At 75.0% G+C, this 24,912-nt stretch carries 28 protein-coding genes; 8 read left to right on the top strand and 20 right to left on the bottom strand.

The features are described 5' to 3' along the window. Window positions 1-18: 18 nt before the first annotated feature. The 5 genes from ACZ5GH_RS00895 to ACZ5GH_RS00875 form a co-directional block, all read right to left on the bottom strand. Window positions 19-1,089, bottom strand: coding sequence for a bile acid:sodium symporter family protein (locus ACZ5GH_RS00895; protein ID WP_464333090.1), 1,071 nt, complete (start codon window positions 1,087-1,089; stop codon window positions 19-21). Window positions 1,090-1,175: 86 nt separating this feature from the next. Continuing rightward, the gene (locus tag ACZ5GH_RS00890; RefSeq protein ID WP_464333089.1) at window positions 1,176-1,493 is read right to left on the bottom strand and encodes a hypothetical protein; all 318 of its coding nucleotides are present in this window, start codon (window positions 1,491-1,493) and stop codon (window positions 1,176-1,178) included. Beyond that, window positions 1,490-2,377 carry an isocitrate lyase/PEP mutase family protein gene (locus tag ACZ5GH_RS00885; protein WP_464333088.1) on the bottom strand — a complete coding sequence of 296 codons (888 nt, stop codon included), beginning with the start codon at window positions 2,375-2,377 and terminating at the stop codon, window positions 1,490-1,492. Before ACZ5GH_RS00885 ends, ACZ5GH_RS00890 begins: the two co-directional genes overlap by 4 nt. A 335-nt stretch (window positions 2,378-2,712) precedes the next feature. Beyond that, complete coding sequence (locus ACZ5GH_RS00880) at window positions 2,713-3,591, bottom strand: class I SAM-dependent methyltransferase (protein WP_464333087.1); 879 nt, start codon at window positions 3,589-3,591, stop codon at window positions 2,713-2,715. Window positions 3,592-3,840: 249 nt separating this feature from the next. Next, entirely contained in the window at window positions 3,841-4,377 is a 537-nt protein-coding gene (locus ACZ5GH_RS00875) for a PadR family transcriptional regulator (protein WP_464333086.1), read from the bottom strand. A gap of 201 nt (window positions 4,378-4,578) precedes the next feature. Here ACZ5GH_RS00875 and ACZ5GH_RS00870 point away from each other — a divergent pair, with 201 nt between their 5' ends. Further along, on the top strand, window positions 4,579-5,976 hold the full coding sequence (locus tag ACZ5GH_RS00870) for an MATE family efflux transporter (RefSeq protein WP_464333085.1): 1,398 nt from the start codon (window positions 4,579-4,581) through the stop codon (window positions 5,974-5,976). A 285-nt stretch (window positions 5,977-6,261) separates the two neighbouring features. On the opposite strand, the gene ACZ5GH_RS00865 is transcribed toward ACZ5GH_RS00870, so the two are convergent. Together ACZ5GH_RS00865 and ACZ5GH_RS00860 are read right to left on the bottom strand one after the other, a co-directional pair. After that, complete coding sequence (locus ACZ5GH_RS00865; protein WP_464333084.1) at window positions 6,262-7,776, bottom strand: MFS transporter; 1,515 nt, start codon at window positions 7,774-7,776, stop codon at window positions 6,262-6,264. After that, window positions 7,773-8,363, bottom strand: coding sequence for a TetR/AcrR family transcriptional regulator (locus ACZ5GH_RS00860; protein ID WP_464333083.1), 591 nt, complete (start codon window positions 8,361-8,363; stop codon window positions 7,773-7,775). Before ACZ5GH_RS00860 ends, ACZ5GH_RS00865 begins: the two co-directional genes overlap by 4 nt. A 73-nt stretch (window positions 8,364-8,436) precedes the next feature. Here ACZ5GH_RS00860 and ACZ5GH_RS00855 point away from each other — a divergent pair, with 73 nt between their 5' ends. Continuing rightward, window positions 8,437-8,682, top strand: coding sequence for a hypothetical protein (locus tag ACZ5GH_RS00855; protein ID WP_464333082.1), 246 nt, complete (start codon window positions 8,437-8,439; stop codon window positions 8,680-8,682). A gap of 106 nt (window positions 8,683-8,788) precedes the next feature. Here ACZ5GH_RS00855 and ACZ5GH_RS00850 read toward each other — a convergent pair whose 3' ends face one another. Next, window positions 8,789-8,971: an antitoxin gene (locus ACZ5GH_RS00850; RefSeq protein ID WP_387755332.1), complete on the bottom strand. Its 183-nt coding sequence runs from the start codon at window positions 8,969-8,971 to the stop codon at window positions 8,789-8,791. Between the two features lie 151 nt (window positions 8,972-9,122). Here ACZ5GH_RS00850 and ACZ5GH_RS00845 point away from each other — a divergent pair, with 151 nt between their 5' ends. Together ACZ5GH_RS00845 and lpdA are read left to right on the top strand one after the other, a co-directional pair. Further along, on the top strand, window positions 9,123-10,754 hold the full coding sequence (locus ACZ5GH_RS00845; RefSeq protein WP_464333081.1) for a M28 family peptidase: 1,632 nt from the start codon (window positions 9,123-9,125) through the stop codon (window positions 10,752-10,754). A gap of 282 nt (window positions 10,755-11,036) precedes the next feature. Beyond that, on the top strand, window positions 11,037-12,443 hold the full coding sequence (gene lpdA, locus ACZ5GH_RS00840; RefSeq protein ID WP_387755338.1) for a dihydrolipoyl dehydrogenase: 1,407 nt from the start codon (window positions 11,037-11,039) through the stop codon (window positions 12,441-12,443). A gap of 147 nt (window positions 12,444-12,590) precedes the next feature. On the opposite strand, the gene ACZ5GH_RS00835 is transcribed toward lpdA, so the two are convergent. From ACZ5GH_RS00835 to ACZ5GH_RS00825, 3 genes are all read right to left on the bottom strand, one after another. Continuing rightward, complete coding sequence (locus ACZ5GH_RS00835) at window positions 12,591-13,325, bottom strand: sigma 54 modulation/S30EA ribosomal C-terminal domain-containing protein (RefSeq protein ID WP_387755341.1); 735 nt, start codon at window positions 13,323-13,325, stop codon at window positions 12,591-12,593. Between the two features lie 194 nt (window positions 13,326-13,519). Next, window positions 13,520-13,855 carry a GNAT family N-acetyltransferase gene (locus ACZ5GH_RS00830; RefSeq protein ID WP_387755344.1) on the bottom strand — a complete coding sequence of 112 codons (336 nt, stop codon included), beginning with the start codon at window positions 13,853-13,855 and terminating at the stop codon, window positions 13,520-13,522. 82 nt (window positions 13,856-13,937) lie between these two features. Further along, entirely contained in the window at window positions 13,938-15,548 is a 1,611-nt protein-coding gene (locus ACZ5GH_RS00825) for an AI-2E family transporter (protein ID WP_464333080.1), read from the bottom strand. 257 nt (window positions 15,549-15,805) lie between these two features. Between ACZ5GH_RS00825 and ACZ5GH_RS00820 the strand changes: the two genes are divergently transcribed. Beyond that, window positions 15,806-16,045: a DUF6296 family protein gene (locus tag ACZ5GH_RS00820; RefSeq protein ID WP_387755351.1), complete on the top strand. Its 240-nt coding sequence runs from the start codon at window positions 15,806-15,808 to the stop codon at window positions 16,043-16,045. An 83-nt stretch (window positions 16,046-16,128) separates the two neighbouring features. Here ACZ5GH_RS00820 and ACZ5GH_RS00815 read toward each other — a convergent pair whose 3' ends face one another. The 5 genes from ACZ5GH_RS00815 to ACZ5GH_RS00795 all read right to left on the bottom strand — a co-directional run bounded on the left by ACZ5GH_RS00815 (window position 16,129) and on the right by ACZ5GH_RS00795 (window position 18,845). Continuing rightward, on the bottom strand, window positions 16,129-16,353 hold the full coding sequence (locus ACZ5GH_RS00815; RefSeq protein ID WP_387755354.1) for a hypothetical protein: 225 nt from the start codon (window positions 16,351-16,353) through the stop codon (window positions 16,129-16,131). A 183-nt stretch (window positions 16,354-16,536) separates the two neighbouring features. After that, on the bottom strand, window positions 16,537-16,974 hold the full coding sequence (locus tag ACZ5GH_RS00810; protein ID WP_464333079.1) for a CBS domain-containing protein: 438 nt from the start codon (window positions 16,972-16,974) through the stop codon (window positions 16,537-16,539). Between the two features lie 146 nt (window positions 16,975-17,120). Then, window positions 17,121-17,342: a hypothetical protein gene (locus ACZ5GH_RS00805; protein WP_464333078.1), complete on the bottom strand. Its 222-nt coding sequence runs from the start codon at window positions 17,340-17,342 to the stop codon at window positions 17,121-17,123. A gap of 268 nt (window positions 17,343-17,610) precedes the next feature. Further along, complete coding sequence (locus ACZ5GH_RS00800) at window positions 17,611-18,063, bottom strand: hypothetical protein (RefSeq protein WP_387755363.1); 453 nt, start codon at window positions 18,061-18,063, stop codon at window positions 17,611-17,613. A gap of 131 nt (window positions 18,064-18,194) precedes the next feature. Further along, on the bottom strand, window positions 18,195-18,845 hold the full coding sequence (locus ACZ5GH_RS00795; RefSeq protein WP_464333077.1) for a TetR/AcrR family transcriptional regulator C-terminal domain-containing protein: 651 nt from the start codon (window positions 18,843-18,845) through the stop codon (window positions 18,195-18,197). Window positions 18,846-18,930: 85 nt separating this feature from the next. Between ACZ5GH_RS00795 and ACZ5GH_RS00790 the strand changes: the two genes are divergently transcribed. Continuing rightward, on the top strand, window positions 18,931-20,334 hold the full coding sequence (locus ACZ5GH_RS00790) for an FAD-dependent monooxygenase (RefSeq protein ID WP_464336773.1): 1,404 nt from the start codon (window positions 18,931-18,933) through the stop codon (window positions 20,332-20,334). Window positions 20,335-20,407: 73 nt separating this feature from the next. Here the strand turns inward: ACZ5GH_RS00790 and ACZ5GH_RS00785 are convergent, their stop codons facing one another. The 3 genes from ACZ5GH_RS00785 to ACZ5GH_RS00775 form a co-directional block, all read right to left on the bottom strand. Then, complete coding sequence (locus tag ACZ5GH_RS00785) at window positions 20,408-20,593, bottom strand: hypothetical protein (RefSeq protein WP_464333076.1); 186 nt, start codon at window positions 20,591-20,593, stop codon at window positions 20,408-20,410. An 81-nt stretch (window positions 20,594-20,674) separates the two neighbouring features. Further along, entirely contained in the window at window positions 20,675-20,848 is a 174-nt protein-coding gene (locus tag ACZ5GH_RS00780) for a CsbD family protein (RefSeq protein WP_387755369.1), read from the bottom strand. A gap of 106 nt (window positions 20,849-20,954) precedes the next feature. Beyond that, window positions 20,955-21,581, bottom strand: a complete 627-nt coding sequence (locus ACZ5GH_RS00775; protein WP_464333075.1) for an SRPBCC family protein — start codon at window positions 21,579-21,581, stop codon at window positions 20,955-20,957. 176 nt (window positions 21,582-21,757) lie between these two features. Here ACZ5GH_RS00775 and ACZ5GH_RS00770 point away from each other — a divergent pair, with 176 nt between their 5' ends. After that, window positions 21,758-22,429 (top strand): TetR/AcrR family transcriptional regulator, encoded by a 672-nt coding sequence (locus ACZ5GH_RS00770; RefSeq protein ID WP_387755375.1) that lies wholly within the window; start codon window positions 21,758-21,760, stop codon window positions 22,427-22,429. 278 nt (window positions 22,430-22,707) lie between these two features. Here the strand turns inward: ACZ5GH_RS00770 and ACZ5GH_RS00765 are convergent, their stop codons facing one another. Continuing rightward, complete coding sequence (locus tag ACZ5GH_RS00765; RefSeq protein ID WP_464333074.1) at window positions 22,708-23,031, bottom strand: plasmid stabilization protein; 324 nt, start codon at window positions 23,029-23,031, stop codon at window positions 22,708-22,710. Between the two features lie 339 nt (window positions 23,032-23,370). Here ACZ5GH_RS00765 and ACZ5GH_RS00760 point away from each other — a divergent pair, with 339 nt between their 5' ends. Next, window positions 23,371-24,897, top strand: coding sequence for a threonine/serine exporter family protein (locus ACZ5GH_RS00760; protein ID WP_387755381.1), 1,527 nt, complete (start codon window positions 23,371-23,373; stop codon window positions 24,895-24,897). Window positions 24,898-24,912: the final 15 nt, after the last annotated feature.

Here is a 24,912-nt window from a genome sequence, read left to right as displayed (position 1 = left end):
CCGGGCTGCGCCTGAGGATCAGCCGGGCGCCGGCGGAGCGCCCGGACCGGTGAGCGCGGCCGGCGCCGGGTCGGGCGCTCCATCGGCCGAGGGCGCCCGCGACCAGCGGCCGGCCAGGACGGTGCCGACGATCAGCTGGAGCTGGTGGTAGAGCATCAGCGGCAGCACCATCAGCCCGGCTTGGGCCCCGAACAGGACGGTGGCCATCGGCAGCCCGTTGGCCAGGCTCTTCTGCGACCCGCACAGCACCGCCGCGATGGCGGCCGCCCGGTCGAGCCCCAGCAGCCGCGCGCCGAGCCCGGTGGCCGCCAGGGCGGCGGCCAGCAGGGCGAGCAGGACCGCGAGCAGCCCGAGCAGTGCGAGGGGGGTGGCCAGACCCCAGATGCCCTGGGACATCGCCGCGCTGAACGCCGTGTAGACGACCAGCAGGATCGAGCCGCGGTCCACCGGGGTGAGCACCCGTTTGTGCCGGGACAGCGGACCGCCGAGCCACGGCCGCAGCAACTGCCCGAGCAGGAACGGCGCGAGCAACTGGAGACCGATCCGCAGCAGCCCGTCGGCGGCCAGCTGGGTGTGCGAACCCAGCAGCCAGGCGGCCAGCAGCGGCGTCAGCAGCAGGCCGGCGAGGCTGGAGTAGGTGCCCGCGCAGATCGCCGCCGGGACGTTGCCCCCGGCGGCGCCGGTGAGCGCCACCGAGGACTGCACCGTCGAGGGCACCAGACAGAGGAACAGCACCCCGGTCTGCAACTGCCCGGTCAGCGGGACGGGCGTGAGCAGCGCCGTCGCCACGCCGAGCAGCGGGAAGAGGACGAAGGTGGCGGCCAGTACCAGCCCGTGCAACCGCAGGTGGCGCAGCCCGGCCAGCGTCTCGCGGGTGGAGAGCCGGGCGCCGTAGAGGAAGAACAGCAACGCTACCGCGACGTCGCAGCCCACCCCGGCGACCCGCGCCGAGGTGCCCGAGGCCGGGAACAGCGCGGCCAGCCCGACCGTCCCGGCCAGCGCCGCCATGTACGGGTCCAGCCAGCGCGGCAGCAGCCCGCGGGGCCGGGGCCCGGGACCGCGATGCGCCCGGGCGCCGGGCCCGGACATCTGACCCCCGGATGACTGCTCCCCGGGCGCCCGCTCCCCGCGCGCCCGGAGCCCTGGTGGCTGCTCCGGGCGCGCCAGGCGGTCGGTCACGGGCCGCCTCCCGTCGCCGGGCGGAGCGAGGGCCCGGAGGAGGAACCCGGCCCGAGCAGACCGCCCACCAGCGAGCCGGCGCCGTCGTGGTCGCTGCCCGCCGAACCGCTGCCGTTCTGGAGGTTGGCCGTGCGGTCGACCTCCAGCCAGGAGTCGGCGTGCGAGTTGTCCACGACCGTGATCAGCGAGCCGCCGGCCGCCGCGGGCGCCGCAGCGGCCGCGAGCAGCGCGCAGGCCACGGCCAGCCCCAGGGCGGTGGCCCGCAGGGCGGCGGCCGGTGAGGGCGGGGCGGGCCCGCGCAGCCCGGCGCTCACGCCGTCACCGCCATCAGCCCGCGGGAGCGCGAGATGTTCCGCTCCAGCAACTCGGTGGACTCCCGCACCCCGACCTGGCCCCGGCCACCGGCCGGAGCCGGCAGCCGCCCGTCGGCGTCCTTCAGCCCGGCCAGCGCCTCGTCCATCGCCCGGTGCGCGGCGAACAGGCACGGCGTGCTGTAGATGGCCACGTCCACTCCCAGGTCCGACAGCTCCGAGAGCGACAGCCGGGGCGACTTGCCGCCCGCGATCTGGTTGAACAGCAGCGGCTTGTCGCCGACCACCCGGCGGATCCGGCGGATCCACTCCTCGCTGCGCACGCCGTCCACCAGCACCACGTCGGCGTCGGTGGCGGCGAGCGCCCGGGCGCGGCGCAGGATGTCGTCCTCCTCGGTGGCGTCGGTGCGCGCGACCACCACCAGGTCCGTCCGGTTGTCGAGGACGAGCTCCAGTTTCTCCAGGTACTCCTCCAGCGGGAGCACGATCTTGCCGTCCGCGTGCCCGCAGCGGCGCGGCCGCTTCTGGTCCTCCAGGATCACGCCCGACGCGCCGATCCGTTCGAGCCTGCGCACGACGTGGCAGGCCACCTCCGGATCGACGTAGCCGTCGTCGATGTCGACCAGCAGGTGGTGCCGGGGGAAGGCCCCGCGCAGCCGCTCGACGAAGCCCACCATGTCGGGCCAGGCGATGAAGCCGATGTCGGGCAGCCCGTAGTAGGAGGCCGCGAAGCCGAAGCCGGAGACGAACATGCCGTCGTAGTGCTCGGCCGCGATGGAGGCCGAGTACATGTCGTAGACGCCGATCAACGGCGTGGTCCCCGGGCCCGCGATCTCCGCGCGCAGCCGCTGCCCGGGGCTGTCCGATGCCGTGTTTCCGTGGAACAAGGTCTTCTCCTTGCTGGGGATGACTTTGCCTGAACTTGGTGTTCATCAGACCGAACTGAGGTGTCATCACTATGCGCCCTTTAATGTTCCGTGGGCAAATCTTTAAAGGAGGTTCCCTCGTTAGGGTGAAACGGCAGAGACAATAAGAAAGCCCCGAAATATGGTTATCGGCCGACAAGGTGACTCGGCGGCTACTCGGCGGCGGAACGGCGATCGGGCAGGGGTGCGCGGCCCGGCGCACCCGCAGGCGCGCGGGTGCGCCGGGCGTGCGGGGCGAGGACGGCGTCGGCGCCCGTCCCGCACGGGACGCGTGCGGGACGGGCGCCGACGAGGGGTCAGGCGCTCGGTACCGGGGGCGCGGCGCGGCGCTCGCGCAGCGTCCGGAGCATCCGGCGGGTGGCCTTGGTCGCGACCGGGGGCAGCAGCTCCAGCGCGATCCGGCGCGGTGTGGAGCGCTGGACCGGGGCCTTGACCTGGTAGTTGAGGCGCAGCACCCGGGCGCCGGCGATGGTGTCCTCGTCGATGGTGTACCCCTCGGCCCGCCAGTCGCGCTCCCGCAGGACCGCCTGGGGGGCCGCGGCGTCGCCCCAGGTGCCGTAGAACTTCATCGGGGTGAGCAGGACCGGCCGCAGCCCGCCGGTGAAGACCGCTTCCCAGACCGCGGCGGAGACGCCCGGGGTGTGCTCGGAGCGGTAGTCGTCCAGGGCGACCAGGCCGTTCCCGGCGAGCGCGGCGCGGGCCACGGCGATGTCCCCGGCGACGTGCTCGTAGAGGTGGGAGGCGTCGATGTGGACGAAGCGGCAGCTGTCCGCCCGGATGCGGCCGTCGGCCAGGACCGAGGTGGGGGCCTGCACTATCTCGGGCAGCTCGCGGTGGAAGGCGAGGTAGTTGGCCTCGAAGGCGCTGCGGGTGAGGGTCCTGCGGTAGGACATGTCCATCTCGGCGGCGTTCTCGGCGTCGCCCGCCTCGGAGTCGAACAGGTCGCAGACCGTCAGCCGCTCGCCCGGCCGCAGGTGGTCGCCGAGCAGGACCGCGCTGCGGCCCAGGTAGCTGCCGAGCTCCAGGATGTCGCCGGTGACGCCGGCCGCGCTCTGGGCGGCCAGCAGGTGGCTGAAGGCGGCCCGGTCGAGGCTGAAGAACCAGCCGGGGATGTCGTCCCGCTTCAGCGGCGCGGAGGGGGTCGCGGCCTCGGCCGCGGTCTCGGGAACGGGCACGGCGGCCTCCAGGGGGACGGCGGGGCGCGGTGGCGGGTCACGTCGCGGAGGGGGATGCCGAGGACGTGAGGCGGATCATCTTAGCGACGCCGGGGCCGGAGCGAACCAGGTGTGCGGCGGCCCGAATCCGATTCGTCGCCCTGCTGTTCGGCAGGGGCGCGGACCTTCGTTTCCGCTCTCGATTCGCCTGGTCGGCCTAGCGTTCCGAGGGCTGGGAAACCGTCGGCGCGTGGAGGGTCTCCGGGCGGTTCACCCCGACGGTCGTTCGAGCTCCGCGATGGTGTCGGTCAGCCAGGCCCGCTCGGCCGCCGTGGAGGCCCGGGCGACCAGCAGCATCCCGCGCCGGAAGGGGTTCGGCTCGCGCTCGGCGGTCACCGGCTGCCCCGCTCCGTCGTAGAAGAAGCTGCTCGGCGCGTCCAGGAAGTCCAGTCGGCGGCGGAGGACGGCGGCCTGCCCGGGCGGATCGGCGAGGTGGTGCAGGAAGGTGGTGACGGTGAAGAAGCGGATCTGGTCGGTGATCTCGGCCTGCTCCGGATCGGCCAGCCGGCGCAGCAGCTCGGCCCGTCCCTGCGCCGTCAGCTCCAGCGTCTGCCGCGGCGCCGCGCCGCTGCCCGGTTCGGTGCGGCGGTGCAGCAGTCCGGCCTTCTCCAGCCGGGCGATGGCGGGGTAGAGCGCGCCGTCGCTCACCGGCCGGACGTGGCCGGTCAGCCCGGTGATCCGGGACTTGAGCTCGTAGCCGTGCAGCGGCTGGTCGTACAGGAAGCCGAGGATCGCGAGCGTCAACACGGCTGGAGCCCTTCGGTCGGAGTGCGCCTGCAGGAGCGCTCATGTTACCTCTTGTCGATGTGCCTCGAAACGATGTATCTCTATTCGAGGCAGGTCGCAGGCCGAGCCAGGCCGAGTCGCGGCAAGCCAGGCCAAGCCAAGCCAGGCCAAGCCGAGGACACCCACGAGGCGAGAGCGCCACGGGCGCGAAGGGGAGACATCATGCGGGGGCAGGTGCGCCGACTCACGGCGTTGGCGGTACCGGTGTACGCGGAGCTGCTGTCGGGGGTGGTCGCCTCGGTGATCGGCACCCTCTGGGTGGCCGGACTCGGCGGAGCCGCGGTCGCCGCCGTGACGCTGGCCGGCACCGTCGAGAACCTGCTGCTCGGACTGGTGCTGGTGGTCGGCTCCGGCACCAGTGTCCGGCTCTCCCACGCCCTCGGCGCGGGCGACCACGCCGACGCCGCCCGCACCGTCCGGGCGGCCCGCCGGCTCTGCGTCACGGGTAGCGTGCTGCTCGCCGTCCCCGGCTTCCTGCTGCGCGACCGGCTGGCCGGCGCCTTCCTGGACGGCGAGGCCGCCGCGCAGGCCGCCGAGTACCTCACCGTCGCGTTCCCGGCCTTCGCGCTCTTCTTCGGCCAGCGCGTCGCCGACGAACTGTTCAAGGGCGCGGGCGACACCCGCACGCCGATGCGGATCGCCCTGCTCTCCAACGCCCTGCTGCTCCTCCTCGACCCGCTGCTCATCCTCGGCCCCGGGCCGCTGCCCGCCCTCGGCGTGCCGGGTGCGGCACTCGCCCTGGCCCTCTCCCGGGCGATCGCCCTCGCCGCCACCCTGCGACTGCGGCGACGCCGGCACCGCGGGCAGCCGCGGCAGCAGGCCGTCGGCGAAACCGGGGGAGTGGGCCCGGCGGCGGCCCGGATCCTGCGCGCGGGCGCGCCGTTCGGCCTGGACTTCACCGCCCGGATGGCCGTCGGAACCGCCCAACTCGCCCTGGTCGCGGGCTTCGGCGTCGCGGCGGTGGCCGGTTACGGCGTCGGCTACCGCGTCCTGCTGGTCGTCACCATGGCCTTCTACGCCCTGCGCCAGGCCGCGGCGATCGAGGCCGCCCGGCTGACCGGCGCGGGGGAGGGCGCCGCGCTGGGCACCCTGCGGCGCGCCACCGCCCGCCTGGCCGCACTGCTCGGCGCGGTGGCGGCGGTGCTGTCCGCGACGCTCGCCGGCCCGCTGACCGCGCTGTTCACGGCGGACCGGGCGGTGGCCGCGCAGTCCGTGGGCTTCCTGCGCGCGGCGGCGCTCTACCTGCTGCCGTACGCCCTGGTGGTGGCCGTCGGCGGGGTGCACCAGGCGGCGGGCGTAGGCCGACCGCTGGTGGTGTCCGTCCTGCTCGGGCTCGGTGCCCAACTCGCCGCCTCGGCAGCCCTGTCCGGGCCGATGGGCGTGACGGGCGTGTGGCTCGGACCGGCCGTGGGCGCCGCCGTCCAGCTCGCGTTGATCATCACTCTGACACGGGCGCGGAGTTCGAGCGGGGAGAGCGGGGCGAGCAGAGCGGCGGGCCGGAGTCGGGCCGATGGCACCCGGCCCGGGCGGCCGACCGACCCCGCCCGCGCACGCGCCTGAACGCGCCACGCCGGAGAGCCGGTCGGACCTCCAACGGGCCACGCCCGCCCCGGAAGGCCCGGCCTCCGCCCGCCGTCCACGATGACCTGGCTGCGCCGGGGTGCGGCACCTCGCCGAGGTCGAACGCCACCGGCACCAGCGGGTATTCGTCGGCCGGAGGGCCCCGCCGGTGTACCGCGCGGACGGTAACCGGCTGGACCCACCGCGGACGACCGAGGCGCCGCTGGACCGGCGGGCGGAGGTGCGGTCGGCGGCGTCACCGGGGCCGGACGGCAGGTCCGTTGCTCACGGACGATCGACGGACCCCGGCCGTCCGGGCACGGCCTGACCGGCCTGACCGGCCTGACCGGCCTGACCGGCCTGACCGGCCTGACCGGCTTGACCGGCCGTCCGGCCGGTCGCCGCCGCCCGGCCGGGCAGCCGCGCGGCGAGCAGCGTCCCGGCGCCGGCCACCGCCGCCATGGCCAGCGCCGCAGGCGCGAGCGCCGCGCCGGGATCCGTACGGCCGGCGGCGGTGGTGGCCAGGGCGATGCCCAGCGCCGGCCCGATGTTCAGCACGGTCTGCTGCAGGCCGCCCGCGACCCCGGCCCGGCCGGCGGACGCGCCCCGGACCAGCACCGCGGTGGCGGTGGCCATCACCGCGCCGAAGCCGGTGCCGAGCAGCGCGAAGCAGCCGCCGATCGCGACCGTCCCGGAGTCGGGCCCGAGCCCGGCGGTGAGCAGCGCCCCCGCGGTGACCAGCGCCATCCCCGACAGCACCACCGCCCGTTCGCCGTGGCGCTTCGCCAGCCAGGGGGAGCCGGTCGCCGCGAGGATCATCGCCGCCGCGAGCGGCACCGCCCGCAGGGCGCTCTGCAAGGGGTCGAGCCCGAGCACGTCCTGGAGGTAGTAGACGGCCGGGAAGAGCGCGCCCTGGAGCGCCGCCGAGGCCGCGAGCAGGACGACGAGCGGCGGTGCGACCGCCGCCGAACGCAGCAGCGCGGGCGGCAGCAGCGGGTCGGCGGTCCGGCGTTCGTGCCGGACCAGGACCAGGGCGAGGCCCCCGGCCGCGGCGAGGCCGAGCAGCGGTCCGGCCGACCAGCCGGCCTCCGGCAGCGCCACCAGGCTCTGCACCACACAGGCCAGCGCGAGCGCGAGCAGCGCCGCGCCGGGCAGGTCGAGCCCGGAGCCACGGGCGCCGGCCTCCGCCCGACCGGTCCCGGGCGACTCCTGCCCGGGCGACTCCGGCCCCGTCGGCACCGGCCCGGTCGGCACCGCGAGGGCCGCCAGGAGGGCGGCCGCGGCGGGCAGCAGGCCCAGCACGAAGACCGACCGCCAGCCGAAGTGGGCGGTCAGCGCCCCGCCGACCAGCGGCCCGGCCGCCGCCGCGAGCCCGATGGCGGCGGTGCGGATCGCGATCGGCCCGGAGAGCCGGTCGGCGGGCCAGGCGGCGCGCAGCATGCCGAGGGTGGCCGGTTGCAGCAGCGCGCCCGCCACGCCCTGGAGGACGCGCAGCGCGACGACCCAGCCGATACCGGGAGCCAGGGCGATCCCGAGCGAGCTGGCGGCGAAGCCGGCGACGCCGAGCGTGAAGACCCGCCGGTGCCCGTAGCGGTCGCCCAGCCGGCCCGCGAAGACCAGCAGGGCGGCGACGGTGACCAGGTAGCCGGTGCTGGCCCACTGGACGGCCGCGACCGAGGCGTGCAGGTCGTGCTGGAGGGCGGGCCGGGCGACGGTCAGCGCGGTGCCGTCGACGGCGACCAGGATGGCCCCGGTGATGCTCGCGGTCAGGGCGAGCCCCCGGCGGTGCTGCGGCCTCACCGGGCGGCCGGGCCGAGGTGGGCGTCGAGCGTGACGCGCAGCAGCGGCTCGACGGAGTCGTCGCCGGTGATGAGCCGCAGGCTGCCCCAGGTCCGCAGCTGGGCGAGGCCGTGCAGGTTGGACCAGAGGGCGGCGGTGGCGGCGGCCGGATCGTCGGACTGCGGGAGCACCTCGGAGACCAGTCCGACGAAGGTCAGGAACAGCGGCACGGTGGTGCGGCGCAGTTCGACGCCGCTGCCCTCCAGCAGGTCGTGACGGAACATCAGCTCGAACATGCCGGGGTTGGCGGCCGCGAAGCCCAGGTAGGCGCGGGCGAGCGCGTCGAGACGGGTGCGCGCGTCGGCGCCGGTGGTGGCGGAGAGGGCGTCGGCGCCCGCGAGGGTGTCGGTGAGCCTGCCGAAGCCCTGCTGGGCGACGGCCCCGAGCAGCTCGCGGTGGGTGGGGAAGTAGCGGCGGGGCGCGCCGTGCGAGACCCCGGCGCGGCGGGCGATCTCGCGCAGGCCGAGCGCCTGGACGCCGCCCTCGGCCACCAACTCGACGCCCGCCGCCACCAGCCGGGCCCGCAGGTCCCGTTCCTGTTCGGTCATAGACACTGTCTACCAGGCGGCGTAGACAGTGTCTACTCGCGCACCCGGGAGTGCTCCGGACAGAATCGGCCGTATGGACGAAGGCGGCGAGCCGGCCTGCTGGCTGGACCGGGTGTGCCCGGAGTGCGGGCGGCTGCGCGAGCGATCCGGCCCGGGGCCCTGCGAGAACTGCGGCGCGAACCGCGGTGAGAACGGCGGGGCGAACGACGGCGGTGCGAACGACGACGCCGAGAAGAGCGGCCACGACCGGGAAGGCGTCCACGACCGCCCCGGCCCGGCGGCCCCCGGGCCCGGCAGGGCTGAACCCCGGAAGGGCTGAACCCCGGCAAGGCTGACCCCGGCCCGGCCGGGCGGCCGGACCGGGGCGGTGAGCCGGTCGGACGGCGCCGGGTGCGGCGCCTCACGGATCCCGCTGCCGCTGCCCGCTACTGCTGGGACGGCGGCTGGTCGCGGAACTGGTTCTTCAGCTGCTCCTGGGCGGCGTCCACCTGACCGCTGTACTTGCCCTGGGTGCGCTGGTCGACGGTGTCGCCCGCCCTGTCGACGGCCTTGTCGGCCTGCTCCTCGTGGCCCTTCAGCAGGTTCTTGAGCTTATCCATCATGGACATCTGGTCACACTCCTGGATGAGACGCCCCCACTCCTCCAATATCGCCGCGCGCGCCGCGGACCGCATCCCGCGGGTGTGCGTAAAGGCTTGGCAACGCGATTCCGATCATGTCCAATCGTGACCTCACGGCCCGTCGGAAGGAGCTGCCTTGATGCTGCGCACCCGTCGCCCCACCTCCCCGCTCGACCGTTCCACCCCGCTCGACCGCACCGCCTCCCCAGGGCGCCCGCGAATCGCCGTCACCCGGCGTGGCGCGGGCGCCGCCCTGACCGTCGCCTCTCTGGTCACCCCGCTGCTGCTGGCCGGCGCGGGCACCGCCTCGGCCGACCCGGACCCGGCGCGCAAGGGCGCCAAGCTGGCCTCCCGGCTGGTCCAGACGAGCAGCGCCCGGGACGCCCGGGCCACGCTGGCCGCGCTCCAGCTGATCGCGGACCGCAACGGCGGTACCCGGGTGGCCGGTTCGACGGGACACGACCAGTCCGCGCAGTACGTCTACGAGCAGGCCCGGCGGGCCGGACTCAAGGTGTCCAAGCAGGAGTTCGTCTACACGTTCTTCGAGGCCCGCTCCGAGCGCCTCGACGTGATCTCCCCGCAGGCCGAGTCGGTGCCGGTGATCGCCATGACCTACTCGGTGAGCGGCCCGGAGGCGGGGCTGGCCGCGGACCTGGCGGTCGCTCCGGTCGGCGCCACCACCGGCTGCACGCCCGCCGACTACCCGGCGGGCGCTTTCACCGGCAAGATCGCCCTGATCCGGCGCGGCGGGTGCAGCTTCGCCGAGAAGCAGGCCGCCGCGGCCGCCGTGGGCGCGACCGGCGCGATCATCTACAACAACACCGACGGGAACCTCAACGGGACGCTCGGCGAGCCGACCGCCGGGAGGATCCCGACCGGCGGGATCACCAGGGCCGCGGGCGAGGCCCTGGCCGCCGAGGCAGCCGCCGGGCCCGTCCGGGTGAACCTGGACATCCGCACCTTCATGGAGCCGCGCAAGACCTGGAACGTGCTCGCCGAGACCCGCGGCGGCGACCCCGACCACACCGTGATGGTCGGCGCGCACCTCGACTCCGTCCCCGAGGGGCCGGGCATCAACGACAACGGCTCCGGCTCGGCCGGCATCCTGGAGGTCGCGAAGAACCTCAGTGCCCACCCGGTGAAGAACAAGGTCAGGTTCGCCTGGTGGTCGGCCGAGGAGTTCGGCCTCAAGGGTGCCGAGAAATACGTGAACTCCCTCTCCGACGCGGAGAAGAAGCAGATCGGTCTCTACCTCAACTTCGACATGATCGCATCCCCCAACTACGCGCAGTTCGTCTACAACGGCTCCGGCAGCCTCGGCGGCGAGGCGGGCCCCGAGGGCTCGGCGCAGCTGGAGCGGGACATCAACGGCTATCTGGACGGCCGGGGCCTGCCGCACGACCCGACCGCCTTCGACGGCCGCTCCGACTACGGTCCGTTCATCGACGCGGGCATCCCGGCCGGCGGCACCGACACCGGCGCCGAGAAGGTCAAGTCCCCGGAGCAGGAGGCCCGTTACGGAGGCACGGCCGGCGTCGCCTACGACCCGTGCTACCACAAGGCCTGCGACGACCTGGGCAACATCGACATGGGCGCCTTCGACGTCAACATCGACGTGATCGCGAACGCCGTCGGCACCTACGCCTGGGACCTCTCCTCGCTCCGCCGGCCCGTCCCGGCCCAGCGCCCGGCCGCGAAGGCGGCGCCCGGCACCGACGCGGCGGGGGCCGGCGGCACGAGCGCCGGCCGCTCCCAGGGCGTGACGGCCTGACGCCCGGGTGGGCCCGCCGCCGCTCCCGGCCCGGCGGGCCCACCCGACCGCCGTACCCGACCGCTCCGTCCGCGCCCTAGCCAAGCGCGACCTCCCTCCGTCATCGCCCCTGGTGGCCACGGGTGCGGTCACCGTAGCGGAGGCCACTGACAAATCCGGCCCCGGGCCGGTACGGTGCCGCGCGGAGCGCATCGGCCGAGACCCGGTGGGTGCGCCGAGCCCGGTCCTGACACCATGGGACCGAGATCACGACACGGTGACATCCTCGGAGGAGTCAGCAACATGAGCACGCACTACGACGTCGTCGTCCTGGGCGCGGGCCCCGGCGGTTACACCGCCGCCGTCCGCTCGGCCCAGCTGGGCCTGAAGGTCGCGGTCATCGAGGCCAAGTACTGGGGCGGCGTCTGCCTCAACGTCGGCTGCATCCCCTCCAAGGCCCTGCTGCGCAACGCCGAGCTCGCCCACATCTTCACCAAGGAGGCCAAGACCTTCGGCATCAAGGTCGAGGGCCAGGTGACCTTCGACTTCGGCGAGGCCTTCCGGCGCAGCCGCTCGGTGGCCGACGGCCGGGTCAAGGGCGTCCACTACCTGATGAAGAAGAACGGCATCACCGAGTACGACGGCTGGGGCACCTTCGTCGACGACCACACCCTCCAGGTCGCGCTGAGCGGCGGCGGATTCGAGGTCGTCACCTTCGACCACTGCGTCATCGCCGCCGGCGCCACCACCCGACTGCTGCCGGGCACCAGCCTGAGCGAGCGCGTGGTCACCTACGAGGAGCAGATCCTCACCGAGCAGCTGCCGGAGAGCATCATCATCGCGGGCGCCGGCGCGATCGGCGTCGAGTTCGCCTACGTGCTGCACAACTACGGCGTGAAGGTCACCATCGTCGAGTTCCTGGACCGCATGGTGCCGCTGGAGGACGTCGAGGTCTCCACCGAACTGGCCAAGCAGTACCGCAAGCTGGGCATCGAGGTGCTGACCTCCACCCGGGTCGAGTCGATCGACGACAGCGACCCGAACGCCAAGGTCCGGGTCACCGTCACCAAGGACGGCCGGCAGCAGGTGCTGGAGGCCGACAAGGTGCTCCAGGCGATCGGCTTCGCGCCGCGGGTCAACGGCTACGGCCTGGAGAACACCGGCGTCAAGCTCACCGACCGCAACGCGATCGCGGTGGACGGCCGCGGCCGCACCAGCGTCGAGCACATCTTCGCGATCGGCGACGTGACCGCCAAGCTGATGCTCGCGCACGCCGCCGAGACGATGGCCGTGATCGCCGCCGAGACCATCGGCGGGGCGGAGACCATGGAGGTCGACTTCGCCATGATCCCGCGCGCCACCTACTGCCAGCCGCAGATCGCCTCCTTCGGCTACACCGAGGCGCAGGCCCGCGACCTGGGCTACGACGTCAAGGTCGCCAAGTTCCCGTTCACCGCCAACGGCAAGGCGCACGGCCTCGGCCACCCGATCGGCTTCGTCAAGGTCATCAGCGACAACACGCACGGCGAGCTGCTCGGCGCCCACCTGATCGGCCCCGAGGTCACCGAGCTGCTGCCGGAGCTGACGCTGGCCCAGCAGTGGGACCTGACCGTCCACGAGGTCGCCCGCAACGTGCACGCCCACCCGACCCTGGGCGAGGCGGTCAAGGAGGCCATCCACGGCCTCGCCGGGCACATGATCAACATGTGACGCGCCGATCCCCGCGCGCACGCCGATCCGCGTGCGCACACCGCGCCTCGTGTACGCCGCGCCTCGTGTACGCCGCGCCTCGCGCGCGCCGCGCCCCCGCCGAGCGACTGCCCGGCGGGGGCGCGGCGGCGTTCCGGTGAGGGCTCGTCAGGCGCGCCCGCCGATCAGGCCGAGCCGGCCGTCGAAGCGGCGGTAGAGCACCCGGCCCCGCCCGCTGACCGGGTGCGAGAAGAACAGGAACGGCAGCTCCGCGCCCGCCAGCCGGTCGACGGCCTGCGCCTCCGTCAGCCGCGGAGCGCCGTACGGGCTGAGGGTGATCGGCGAGGTCCGGCGGCCCGCCGGGCCGGCCGGGACGGTACGGGCGAGGCGGTAGCCGGTCGGTCCGACCCGGTAGACCACGGCGTCGGTCTCGGTCGCCGGATCGGTGAACAGGTGGATGTCGTAGTCCATCGCGTCCATGGTCCGGGCGGCGGCCTCCGGCGAGCACCACACCAGCGAGGGCTCCTTGCGCCGGACGACCCGCGGCTCGCGGACGGCCCCGCCGTCCGGACCGGTGCGGGCCGCCGCGCGGTGGCCCGGCCAGGGGCGCGGTGTCCAGGCCCCGGTGACGGCCCCGATCCTGCCGCGCAGCGCGTCACTCACCCGGTCGAGCGAGTCGCCGAGTCCGGCCGCGGCCTCCTGGACGCGGATCCGGCGGCCGTCCACCTCGGCGTTCACCTGCGCCAGCACGCCCCCGGCCACGGCGGCGAACCGGACCCGCAGGGCCTCCACCAGCGTCCCCACCCCCGCAGCGGCCGCGGCGGCGGCCACCCGGGCCCGTGCCTCGGCCAGGACCTCGCCGGTCAGCCCCTCGAACGCCCTCACCGTGACCAACTCGCCCATCCTCAGGCCCTTCCGCTCCCGACCTCGCGCGTACCGGCGACCAGGATTCCGGCCCCCCCGGCCGCGCGGACAGGGCCCAACGGCCCCACCTCGGAGGGCCGGGCGGACCAGCCGCGGGCCGGGCCCGGCCCGGCCCGGGAAAGCATCGGTCAGGAAAGCTCCGGTCAGGAGAGCGCCGGTCAGGAGAGCGCCGGTCAGTACAGCTGGCTGCGCAGCCAGCCCTTGACCTCAGGGGTGACCGGGTCGGCGATGTCGGCGAACTCCTCGTGCTTCAGCAGGAACTTGGCGACGTACGGGCAGATCGGCACGATCCGCTTCCCGGCCGCGCGGACGTCCGTCAGCGCCTCCTGCACCAGTCGCGAGGCGAGGCCCTGGCCGGCGAAGGCCTCGTCGACCTCGGTGTGGAAGAAGACGCGCTGCTCCTCGTGGTCCCGGTACTCGGTGAAGCCGGCGAGCCGGCCGTCGACGGAGATCTCGTACCGGTTCCGCTCGTCCGCCGGCTCGACGACGACGGTGCTGGGAGTGGTCACGGGGTGGCCTTTCGGTCGCGGGGCGTGCCGGCGGAGCGTCACGGGGGCGCCGTCGGCACAGGTCAGCGGGAATCCTGCCAGGTCACCGGGGGTGAGGACCAGCCCCGTCCCCGTGGGCCCGGCCCGTGTTACGGACCGCCCGGGCCGGGCAGCCGCCTGTGCACGGGGGACCGGAGGTGGCGGCCATGGACGGGCCCGGGCTCTCCCGCCGGGAGCTGCGGATCCTGGTGGAGATCGAGGACGACCTGCGGACGGACGGACGGCTCGACCGCGCGATGCGCACCATGCGGGGCCGGCCCGGCTGGTGGTCGGACCGCGTCCTGGGAGCCGCCGTGCGGGTGCCGGCCTCCGTGCTGTCGGTGCTGCTGGCGCTGTCGGCCGGCCTGCTGCTGGTCAGCGCCAACGCGCACTCAACCGCCTCGCTGACGGCCTTCGCCCTGGTCTGGGCCCCGACCTTCGTCCTTTCGACGGCCAGGCTGATCGCCCGCCGCCGGGGGCTGCGGCGCTGAGCCGCCGGGGGCTGCGGCGCTGAGCCGCCGGGGCCGCCCCGGTTGCGCAGCTCGCCGAGCACCGCCCAGCCGACCGCCACCACCGGCACCGCCACCACCGCGCCCAGGACCCCCGCCAGCACCGCGCCGCCGGCCACCGACACGGCGATCACCACCGGGTGGATGCGGACGGACCAGCCGAGCACCAGCGGATGCAGCAGGTGGCCCTCGATCTGGCCGATGACCACGATCAGCGCGAGCACCAGTAGGGCGACCACCGGGCCGCGGGCGGCGAGCGCGACCACGGAGGCGATCGCCAGGGCGATCGGGGAACCGACCAGCGGGACGAGGGTCGCCACGAACTCCAGCACCATCAGCGGCATGACCAGCGGCACCCGCAGGACGGCCAGCGCGATGCCCACCAGCACGGCGTTGGAGGCCGCGACGATCAGCACGCCCCGGGTGTAGCCCGCGAAGGTGCGCCAGGCGGCTCGGCCGACGCGGTCCCAGGCCGAGCCGGTCCGGACCGGCAGCTGGTCCTGCGCCCAGGACCACATCCGGTCGCCGGAGTGCAGGAAGAACACCGAGCAGAACACCGCGAGCGCCAGCCCGGTGACCAGCTCGACGATCCGTCCGGCGCCGCTGAGGGCGGTGCTGAGCAGCGTGGAGCGGTGGGACGCGATGAAGTCGCCGATCTTGGCCCGGAGATCGGTGACGGTGCCGGGACGCAGGTGGAAGGGTGCGCCGGTGAGCCAGCGGTCGATCCGGGACAGGCCGCCGCGCAGCTCGTTGCCCAGCCGGGTCCACTCGTCGGCGACGGTCGTGCCGACCAGCGTCAGCACTCCGCCGACGACCGCGACGGTGCAGAGGAGGGCGATCAGGACGGCGAGCGAGCGGGGCGTCACCCGGGCCAGCAGGTCGACCAGCGGGCGCAGTACGGAGGTGATGACGAGCGCCACGAACAGCGCGACGACCGGCAGTTCGAGCCGGGCGAGGACGTCGACGACCAGGTAGACGGCGAGCCCGAGCAGCGCCAGCCGCCAGGTGTAGCCGGCGGCCGTCCGCAGCCCGGAGGGGACGTGCTCCCCGGACGGAGCCCGGCCCGGGGCCGGTGCCCCCGCCCTGGTCCGGCGCGCCGGTACCCGGGGGCGGCGGCTGCCCAGCGGCACGGCACGCCGGTCCGGTCCGGCGCCGTTCACTCCCACGGCGCGGCCTCCTCGGGATCGGCCGGGTTCCCTCTCACGGCCCGGTCATCCGTGCCCCCGGGGGTTCGCTCCCGGCGCCGCCGGGCCCCACCGTCGCGGCACCAGGATTCTCGGTTCCTCGGTGTGTAAGCGCTCCGGTTCGGGGAAGACGCGAGACGGAGTCCGGCCTCCCCCCGGAATGACGATGGTCCTCCGTGTACGAGCGGTCGGATCGGGGGAGAATCGATGGCGCAGGGTGGGGAGAGAAGGAGGCCGAGATGAGAAGCCTCACCCGCCGCTACGCGGTGACGCTCCCCGGTCCGATCGGCGGGCACGCTCCACCGTCCGTCGTGGTGGTGCACGAGACCCAGAACCTCGGGCCCGGCGGGGGCCCGGTCTGGGAGAGTTCGGACGGCGGTCTGCGGGTGGAGATCACCGGAGGGGTCGCCACCGTCCTGGCGACTCCCGGAAGCTGCAACAGCCGGCACCCGTGCCTGACGGCGGTGCCGCTGCCGTGAGGGCGCGCCGGTGAGGCGCGCCGGAACGAGGGCGGTGGAGAAGAGAAGGACAGGGAGACGAGGGGGGACGTGGCGACGGACGGTCACCGCGCGCTGGCCGCCAAGGCCTCGCGCACGGTGACCAGGCACGGGTCGCAGTACCGGTCCGGCCCGGCCGCGCCGGTGCCGTCGGCTGCCGGGACGACGCGTTGGGAGGGTTCCAGGAACCGCCCGCACAGCGAGGAGCTCGCGTCGTCCTTCGCCACCACGTGCCACACCACGGCGGGCGGGGTCACCGCCGGGTCGTGCTCGGCCCACATCTCGTACACGGCGCTACCTCCGGATCGCAGGGGGCTCGGTGACTCCATGCAAACCCGGGGCCTGCCGAACGGCCACCGGGCCAGACCCGGTGGGATGGTTGTGAGCCGGTGGGGCTTGGGGAACGAGGGATCGGGAGTCACCCCGCGGGTTCCCGAGTGACTCGTCTCGTCGGGGGGCGGGGCGGCAACCGGTCAGGAGTCGGGCGCGGCGGCGCTGATGTCGGCGAGCGCGGAGCCCAGGCTGGCCGCCTCGACGTCCCGGTCCGTCGCGAGGTCACCGAGCGAGACGACGCCCACCGCCCGTCCGTCCTCCAGCACCGGGAGGCGACGCAGGGCATGGCGTCGCATGAGTTCCACGGCGTGCGCGACGTCGTCGTCCGGGCCGACGTCGACCAGCTCGGAGCTGCACACGTCGCCGGTCCGGGTGCTGTCCGGGTCCTTGCCCGCCGCCAGGACCCGGACCACCAGGTCCCGGTCGGTCACCAGCCCGCACACCTCGTCGTCGTCGCCCACCACCAGGACGTCCCCGATGGCGGCGTCGCGCATCCAGCGGGCCGTGTCGCGCACGGAGGCGAGCCGGGGAACGGTGACCGGGGCCGGCGTCATGATCTCCTTGATCTTCCGGGTCATGGTGCCCTCCTCGGCTCTGGGACGGGGTCTGCTGCGGGGTGGCGCCTGCCCGTCGGGACGCCGCGGAAACGGCCGCGCCCGCGGAAGCCCGCAGCCGGACGGCCGAAGAGTGAAGAGCACGGGAGCCGGAGCGGCGGACGCCCCGCTCACTCCCGTCGGTCGGCGCCCGGCCGCCCGCGGGTCCGGCTCGCCGAGCCGGCGGCCCCCCGGGCGTCGGCCCGGTCACGGCCCTGGCCGGCGGCCAGGCGGCGCCGGATCACCAGCAGGTCGAGCGCGGCGAGGCCGGCGAACCCGGCGCACAGGGCGGCGAAGAAGGCGTAGGTCCCCTGGTTGGGGGCGGGGCCCGGGTCGGCCAGGGCGGCCAGCACGGCGAAGACCGCCGTCCCGATCGGGCGGTCACCGGCTCGGTGCCCCGGCGCACCGTCTCCTGCGGCCGGAGCTGCGGCGTCGTCCGGCCGGGGCCCTGCGGGGCGTGCGGGAAGTCGTGGCGCTCGCCGCCCGCGCGACGGGCCATGCCCCCGCGCTGCGTGCCGGGTCTGCGTTGTACGGCCATGACGGCCCCCGAGTGAAGTCGGCCGGTGGTGTTCCGCCGACGCGCCTACCCCGGTGCGGTGCCGGCACACGCCCGCAGGGTGCTCACCCGTGCTCGCCGAGCCGCAGCCGCACCGCCAGTTGCGGCCCCCGCGGCTCGCGGCCCTCCTCGTGCGTCCGGCAGAGCCCGGCGAGGGCGTCGAGCACCCGCTCGACCTCCGCGGGGCCGCCGAGCAGGTCCGCGGCGAGTCCACCGGGCACGGTGACCGGCGGCGCCGGCGAACCCGCCCGGTGGGCGTCGAAGGACTGGGAGAGGCGCACCGACGGGCTCGGTGCCGGATGGGCGGGGGCGCGGGTGATCCGGGGCTCGGCCACCACCCGGACGCCCTCCGAGGTGAGGGTGGCCGGATCCTCCCAGACGTTGCCGTGCATCGTCCGGCCGCGCCCGGTGTGGGTCGGGAAGACGGCCTCCAACGCGTCGAGCACGGCTTCCGCCGACTCCTGCGGGCCCTCGCCGAGCGTCACCAGCACGTGCCCGGCCGCCAGGGGAAGTCCCATCGCAGCCACCTCCTGAGCCTCGGCGACAGGCGCCGACCGCTGCCGTCCCCTTCCGTTCTACGGCCGGTCCGCGCGCGTACGCACCCCGGGGCGGCGCACCGGCGGGAGGCGCTGCCGGCGCGCGGACGCCGTCAGCGCAGCAGGGTGGCCTCGACCCCGGCCAGCACCGCCGCCAGGCCCTGCTCGAAGCCCTCGTCGAAGTCCTGGAACATCACCCGGCCCGACTCGGCGGCCAGCGGGTGGGCGGCCAGGCGTTCGGCGCGGGCGTCCACGTCGTAGCCCTCGCCGCCGTCGAAGGGGTTGGGGCCCATCGCCTGCTCCTCGATGACGTAGCCGATGGTGTAGCTGTACGCGGTCTGCCAGGCCCGGGCGGCGGCCGCCGGGGTGAAGCCGGCCTCCACCAGCAGGCGCAGCGAGGCGTCCAGCCCGGCCGCGTAGCCGGTGTCGGTGAACCGGGCGCCGCTGTAGACCTTCGCGCCGTCGCGGTAGCGCAGCAGCTCGGTGCGCAGGGCGCGCATGGTCGCCAGGTAGCCCTGCCGCCAGTCGCCCTCCGCGCGGCCTTCGCCGACCCGACTGGTCAGCCGGCGCAGCATCTCGGTCGCCATCTCGTCCAGCAGTGCCTGTTTGTCCTTGAAGTGCCAGTACAGCGCGGGTGCCTTGACGTCGAGCCGGGCGGCGATGGCGCGCAGCGTCAGGCCGTCCAGGCCGGCCTCGTTCAGCAGGTTCAGCGCGGTGTCGACGACCTGGGCGCGGTCGAGCTTGGGGGTTCTCTGCGGGGTCACGGTTGACAGTTTAACGCCGTTAAGTGCACGCTGGGGGCAACGGCTACTTAACAACGTTAAGGGGGTTGCCGTGGCTTCTCGCGGCATGCACACGGACGTCCTGATCATCGGCGCCGGGCCCACCGGGCTCGCCCTGGCGCTGGACCTCGCCCGGCATGGCGCCGCCGCCCTGGTGGTCGAGCGCGGCGCGGAACTCTTCCCCGGCTCGCGCGGCAAGGGGCTCCAGCCGCGCACGCTGGAGGTGCTCGACGACTTCGGCGTGCTCGACCGGGTCCGCGCGGTGGCGGGGCACTACCCGCCCAACCTGTTCTGGCGGGACGGCGAACCGCAGGGCGAGCGCACCATGTACGACCCGACCGAGGCCTCCGAGGCCGAGCCGTACACCGAGACCCTGATGCTGCCCCAGTGGCGCACCCAGCAGGTGCTGCACGAGCGGCTGCGCGAGCTGGGCGGCGAGGTCGCGTTCGGGCGCGAGCTGGTCGGCCTGACGCAGGACGAGGAGGGCGTGACCGCCGAGTTCGCCGAAGGCGGCCCGGTCCGGGCGCGGTACCTCGTCGCGGCGGACGGCGGGCGCTCGACGGTGCGGCGGCTGCTCGGCATCGGGATGACCGGTGAGACCGTCGACCCGAGCCCTATGCTGGTCGCGGACGTCCGGGTCGACGGACTGGGCCGCGACCACTGGCACGTCTTCCAGGCGGAGGACGGGCTGCTGGCGATCTGCCCGCTCGGCGGCACCGAGGACTTCCAACTGGTCGCCCAGTTCCCGGAGGGCGCGGCCGTCGACCTCACCCTCGACGGGCTGCGCGAGGTGGTCGCGGCCCGCACCCACCTGGCCGCCGAGCAGGTCACCGAACTGCGCTGGAGCTCCGAGTTCCGCCCGCGCGCGGCGCTCGCGGACCGCTTCCGCGCGGGCCGGGTGTTCCTCGCCGGCGACGCCGCGCACGTCCACTCGCCGGCCGGCGGGCAGGGCCTGAACACCAGCGTCCAGGACGCCTACAACCTGGGCTGGAAGCTGGCCGCCGTGCTGGCCGGCCGGGCGGAGGCGGGCCTGCTCGACAGCTACGAGGAGGAGCGCCGCGCCAACGCGGCGGCGATGCTGGAGCTGTCCACCCGGGTCCACCGCGGCGAGCAGCGCCGCGGCCGGGCGACCCAGCAACTCGACCTCGGCTACCGGGAGTCCGCGCTCTCCGTGGAGACCCGTCCGGACCTCCCGGCGGACGCGCTGCGGGCCGGCGACCGAGCCCCGGACGGCCGCCGGGGCGGCACCCGGCTGTTCGACGCCTTCCGCGGCCCGCACTGGACGCTGCTCACCGTCGGCACGGACGCCCCGTTGCCGGCCGTCACCGCGCCGGTGGTCCGCATCCCGGACTACCGGGCGTACGGCACCGGCGTGTTCCTGGTCCGGCCGGACGGCTACCTCGGCTGGGCAGGCGCGACGGCCGAGGGCCTCGCGGCCTACGCGGGCCGGCAGGGGCTGCTCGCCCCCTGACCGGGCGCGCGGCCGGTGGGACCGGCGGCCGTGGCCGCCGGTCCCACCGAGTGGCCGGCGCGGGGGGAGTCGCTCAGTCCGGCGGCTCGTGCGGATCCGGGTCGTGGGCGGGCTCGGTGGTCTCGTACTCGGGGCCGTCCCGCGGCCCCTTCCGCTCCTCGTGCTCGGGCGGCGGCGAGCCCTCGCCCGTCATCCGGGACTCGGGGGTCTCGACCGGGGTCGGAGGATCCCTCGGGACGGGTTCGTTCTGGTCGGTCATGGGGGTTCAACTCCTCTGCCGGGTGCGCTGGGAAGACGGGGACACCCGGCAGCCGTCCGGGGACGACCGCCGGGCGCCCGGTCAGTGCTTGCCCGCGTCCTTGACCTTCTCCGCGGCCTGCTTCAGGTCGCTCTTCGCCTGCTCGGCCTTGCCCTTGAGTTCGGTCGAGCGGTCGTCGGTGGCCTTGCCGGCGGCTTCCTTGACCTTGCCGCTCGCCTTCTCCGCCATGTTGCGCAGCTTGTCGTCGGTACCCACGAGGGGTGCCTCCTCTCGGTCGACGGGGCGACGTCCGCCCCGCACGGCGTCTGCCCGGGCGGCGCGCTTCCATGCGCGGGCCCGAAGCGCCGGTTCGGGCGGCGGCCTACCGCACGCCGGTCTCGGCGGCGGCCTTCAGGTCCCGCAGCCAGCCTTCGAGCCCCTGGCGGAGGATGTCGGTGGCGGCGGGGACGTTCGCGTCGACCTGGGGCCCGGTGTGGGTCTCCTCGGTGCGCACCAGGACACCGCCCGGGACCTCGGTGAAGGTCCACACGTGGACGCCGTCGATCCGCAGCCCGGTCGCGGCCGCCGGGCCGGTCCACCGGACGCAGGAGCCGGGCCGCAGCTGCCGGACGGTGGAGGTGATCTCCAGGACGGGGTCGGTCGACGCCGGGTTCGGCGGCAGCGGGGTGGTCCAGTGGAACGCCGAACCCGGGTGCAGCGGGCCGCTGTCGAGGCGCTCGGCGCTCAGCACCGGGGCCTGCCAGGCGGGCCAGCGCTCCACGTCGGTCTGCAGTCGCCAGACGGTCCGCAGCGGCGCGTGGATCACGGCCTCGGTCCGGTGGCGGACGCGGGCCTCGGGGTCGACGCCCGCCCCGCGGCAGGTGAGCGAGGAGCCGGGGCGGTGGGCGGTGGCGGCCCCGGCCGGCGCGGCGGCGGCGCCGAGCAGGCCGAGGACGAGCGGGACGGTCAGCAGGGCGGTGCGCAGGCCGGTGCTGCGGCTGGCGGACATGGAACTCCCCATTCATCTGTCGGCCGTCGGGACGGCACGGTCGCCGCGAGCTAGATGCTCACGCCGTCGTTAGAAGTTGTAACTCGGCGCGGCCTGAGCGGTCAACAGGTTCCGTGATACCTTCTAACGGAAGCGTGAGCATCTATTCGGGTGACCTGGGGAGCGGACGGACGCCGATGGCGAGGACGGACGGAACGGGCGCGGAGACCCCGCGCGAGCGCTACCGCTCGCAGGTACGCGAAGAGATCAAGGCGCACGCCTGGGAGCAGATCGCCACGGCGGGCGCCTCGGCGCTCTCCGTCAACGCGATCGCCAAGCGGATGGGCCTGAGCGGCCCCGCGCTCTACCGGTACTTCGCCGGGCGCGACGAGCTGATCACCGAACTCGTCCGGGACGCGTACCGCAGCCTCGCCGACACCCTGGGCGCGGCCGCCGCCGGTGGCGCCGACCTGTCCGGGCTCGCCCGTGCCCTGCGCGGCTGGGCGCTGGCCGACCCCCAGCGGTACTTCCTGGTCTACGGCACCCCCGTGCCGGGCTACCACGCCCCCGCGGACACCACCGCCGTCGCCGACGAGGTCATGCGGACGCTGGTCGACGCCTGCGCGGCGCTCGCCCCGGCCGGGCCGGAGGCCGGGGCGGCGCCGTTCGCCACCCATCTGCTGGGCCACCGGGACTGGGCGGGCGAGCAGCCGGCCCCGCCCGAGGTGCTCCACCGCTTCCTGGTCTTCTGGACCCGGCTGCACGGCGTGCTGTCACTGGAACTCGCCGGGCACTTCACCGGCATGGGCTTCCGGCCCGAACTGCTCTTCGAGGCCGAACTGGACAGCCTGCTGGCACCGCGGTTCTGACCGGCGCGCCCACCACCGCGGTCCGGGGCGCCCACCGGTGCGGCCGGGCGCCCCGGGCGGCCCGGTCAGGACTGTCCGGGGTGCGGCTGCGGAAGCGGCGCCGGATCGGTGTCCGGGAACGGCTCCGGCGGTGGGAAGGGCGGGATCGGCGGCGGCGCCGGGTCCGGCTCGCCCGGCCCCGGCACGGGGTCGGGGTCGGGCCGGGGGATCGGCCGGGTGTCCGGGTCCGGGGGCATCGGGACGGTCATCGAGGCACCTCCTCGGAGGAGCGCGCCCGGTCAGTGGCCGAGCGCGTCGGCCAGCTGGCGCTTGTTCATCTTCGAGCGGCCCTTGACGTTGCGCTGCTTGGCCTCGTTGTACAGCTGGTCGTAGGTCGGGCCCTGGGAGCCCTGGTGCGAGCGCTGTCCGCCGCGCCGGCCGGAGGACATGTCATGGGTCGAACTGCGGCTGGTGGTCTTCGACTCGCCGTGCCGCGCGCGCTCCTTGTTCACCGTCCTGGCGGCGATCTCCTTGGCCCGCTTCTCACTCTCGCCCCGGTCGAGCGCGCTGTCCTTGATGTGCTCGTACTGGCGCTCCCGCTTGGGGCTGGATCCTCGCGGCATGACCGACGCCTCCCTTTCTGGTTCGGGGTCCTTGCGCAGGCGCGTCTACCCTCCGTCGCCGCCGTGAATCCGGCGGCCGGAGCCGGCCTCGCCCCGCCAGTGCCCCGCCCGCGACCCGCCAGTGCCCCGCCCGCGACCCGGCCGTGCCCCGGCCGGGACCCCGCCGGCCCGGCCGGCCCGCCCCCCGGGATCGGCACGCGCGGGGCGGTGGGGCGTGTACGGCCGGTCGTGCTCCGGTTCGGACGGGTGTGCCGGGTGTGGCGCGTTCGCCGCAGCATCACTCGGGGTAGTTGAACGGCTGCACGTTGTTGACGGAGGGGGTGGGGTCAGGGAGTCGCGATGACGGAACACGAGCAGCTCGGCGCGCCCGCCGGCCCGGACGGACACCCCGCCCGGCCCGGACGGGTGCCGCCCCAGGCCCCCGCGCCCGGGGAGCGCGAGACCGGAGCCCGGCCCGGTGCGGACGGTGACGGCACCCCGGCGCCCTGGCCCGACATGATGCTGCCGCTGCTGCGCACCCCGACGGCCGACCGGCAGCCCGCACCGGACGCGATCGGCGCCGAGCCGCCGGCCGGTGTGGAGCCGGCGCAGGTGCTGGACCTCGCGCTGCTGGTCGGCGAACTGCTGCTGGCCAGCGGCGAGGCGGCGGAGGACGTCGAGGCCGCCATGCTCGCCGTCGCCCACGCCTACCGGCTCCACCCCTGCGACCCGCAGGTCACCTTCACCCGGGTGGCGATCTCGTACCAGCCCGGCCCGTCGGAGCCCTCGCTGACGGCCGAGTGCTCTGTCCGCCGCCCGGCCGTCGACTACGCGCGGCTGGCCGCCGTCTTCCGGCTGGTCACCGAGATCACCGTGCGCGGGATGGCCGTCCCCGAGGCGCACGGCCGCCTCACGGCGGCGCGCAGGCGCAGCCACCGCTACTCCGGGCGGCTGTACGTGCTCTGCTGGGGCGGGATGGCCGGGGCCGCCACCCTGCTGATCGGCGGCCGGGCCGACGCCCGGGCCTGGCTGGTCTTCGCGAGCGCCCTCGTCGCCGCGTTGACGGGCGAGCGGCTCTCGGCGCTGGTGGCGCGCCACGACTTCCCGGCCTTCTACCAGTTCGTGGTGGCCGCGGTGCCGGCCGCCGTGATCGGCATCCTGCTGTCGTTCAACGGGCTGCACCTGCGCGGATCGGTGGTGATCACCGGAGGACTGTACGCGGTGCTGCCGGGGTGGCCCCTGGTGGCGGCGGTCCAGGAGGGCCTGGCGGGCTTCTACCTCACCGCGGCCGCCCGGCTGCTCGAAGCGCTGTACCTGATGGCCGGGGTGGTGATCGGGGTGATGACGGTGCTCTACGTCGGCGTCAACAACGGTGCCGACCTCGCCGCCCAGGACGTGCCGCACGGGGCGGTGAACCCCCCGCTGCAACTCGCCGCCGCGGTGCTCCTGACCGTGGCGTTCGCGGTGCTGCTGAACACCGAGCCGGGCACGCTGCCGGCGGTCCTGCTGAACAGCGCGGCGGGTTGGACCACGTACGGGGTGCTGGTGAACGCGGGCGGCGAGCCGATCCTGGCCACCGGTCTGGCGGCGGGGCTGGTCGGACTGTCCGGCCAGCTCATGGCGCGTTGCCGGGGCAGCTCGGCGCTGCCGCACATCACCGCCGCGCTCGGCCCGCTGCTGCCCGGCTCGGTGCTGTACTTCGGGATGCTCGCCTTCGTCCGGGGCGAACCCGAGGTCGGACTGAGCGGCATCGGGCGGGCCGGCGCGATGGCCATGGCCCTCGCCATCGGCGTCAACCTGGGCCGCGAGCTGGCCCGGCTCTTCCTGCCCGCGCCCCGGGTGGTCGTCGCACCGCGCCGCCGCCGGCGCGGCCGCCACCGGCGCTGACGGGTGAGTGGCGAG

It is taken from the genome of Kitasatospora sp. Xyl93, from assembly GCF_055383135.1.
This window is presented reverse-complemented; position numbering and strand designations above follow the sequence as displayed.

Coding starts and splice junctions, on each gene's coding strand:
- ACZ5GH_RS00895 (WP_464333090.1), bottom strand. CDS start 1,089: ATGTCCGGGCCCGGCGCCCGGGCGCATCGCGGTCCCGGGCCCCGGCCC.
- ACZ5GH_RS00870 (WP_464333085.1), top strand. CDS start 4,579: ATGCGGGGGCAGGTGCGCCGACTCACGGCGTTGGCGGTACCGGTGTAC.
- ACZ5GH_RS00860 (WP_464333083.1), bottom strand. CDS start 8,363: ATGACCGAACAGGAACGGGACCTGCGGGCCCGGCTGGTGGCGGCGGGC.
- ACZ5GH_RS00855 (WP_464333082.1), top strand. CDS start 8,437: ATGGACGAAGGCGGCGAGCCGGCCTGCTGGCTGGACCGGGTGTGCCCG.
- ACZ5GH_RS00850 (WP_387755332.1), bottom strand. CDS start 8,971: ATGTCCATGATGGATAAGCTCAAGAACCTGCTGAAGGGCCACGAGGAG.
- ACZ5GH_RS00845 (WP_464333081.1), top strand. CDS start 9,123: ATGCTGCGCACCCGTCGCCCCACCTCCCCGCTCGACCGTTCCACCCCG.
- lpdA (WP_387755338.1), top strand. CDS start 11,037: ATGAGCACGCACTACGACGTCGTCGTCCTGGGCGCGGGCCCCGGCGGT.
- ACZ5GH_RS00835 (WP_387755341.1), bottom strand. CDS start 13,325: ATGGGCGAGTTGGTCACGGTGAGGGCGTTCGAGGGGCTGACCGGCGAG.
- ACZ5GH_RS00820 (WP_387755351.1), top strand. CDS start 15,806: ATGAGAAGCCTCACCCGCCGCTACGCGGTGACGCTCCCCGGTCCGATC.
- ACZ5GH_RS00810 (WP_464333079.1), bottom strand. CDS start 16,974: ATGACCCGGAAGATCAAGGAGATCATGACGCCGGCCCCGGTCACCGTT.
- ACZ5GH_RS00800 (WP_387755363.1), bottom strand. CDS start 18,063: ATGGGACTTCCCCTGGCGGCCGGGCACGTGCTGGTGACGCTCGGCGAG.
- ACZ5GH_RS00790 (WP_464336773.1), top strand. CDS start 18,931: ATGCACACGGACGTCCTGATCATCGGCGCCGGGCCCACCGGGCTCGCC.
- ACZ5GH_RS00785 (WP_464333076.1), bottom strand. CDS start 20,593: ATGACCGACCAGAACGAACCCGTCCCGAGGGATCCTCCGACCCCGGTC.
- ACZ5GH_RS00775 (WP_464333075.1), bottom strand. CDS start 21,581: ATGTCCGCCAGCCGCAGCACCGGCCTGCGCACCGCCCTGCTGACCGTC.
- ACZ5GH_RS00770 (WP_387755375.1), top strand. CDS start 21,758: ATGGCGAGGACGGACGGAACGGGCGCGGAGACCCCGCGCGAGCGCTAC.
- ACZ5GH_RS00765 (WP_464333074.1), bottom strand. CDS start 23,031: ATGCCGCGAGGATCCAGCCCCAAGCGGGAGCGCCAGTACGAGCACATC.
- ACZ5GH_RS00760 (WP_387755381.1), top strand. CDS start 23,371: ATGACGGAACACGAGCAGCTCGGCGCGCCCGCCGGCCCGGACGGACAC.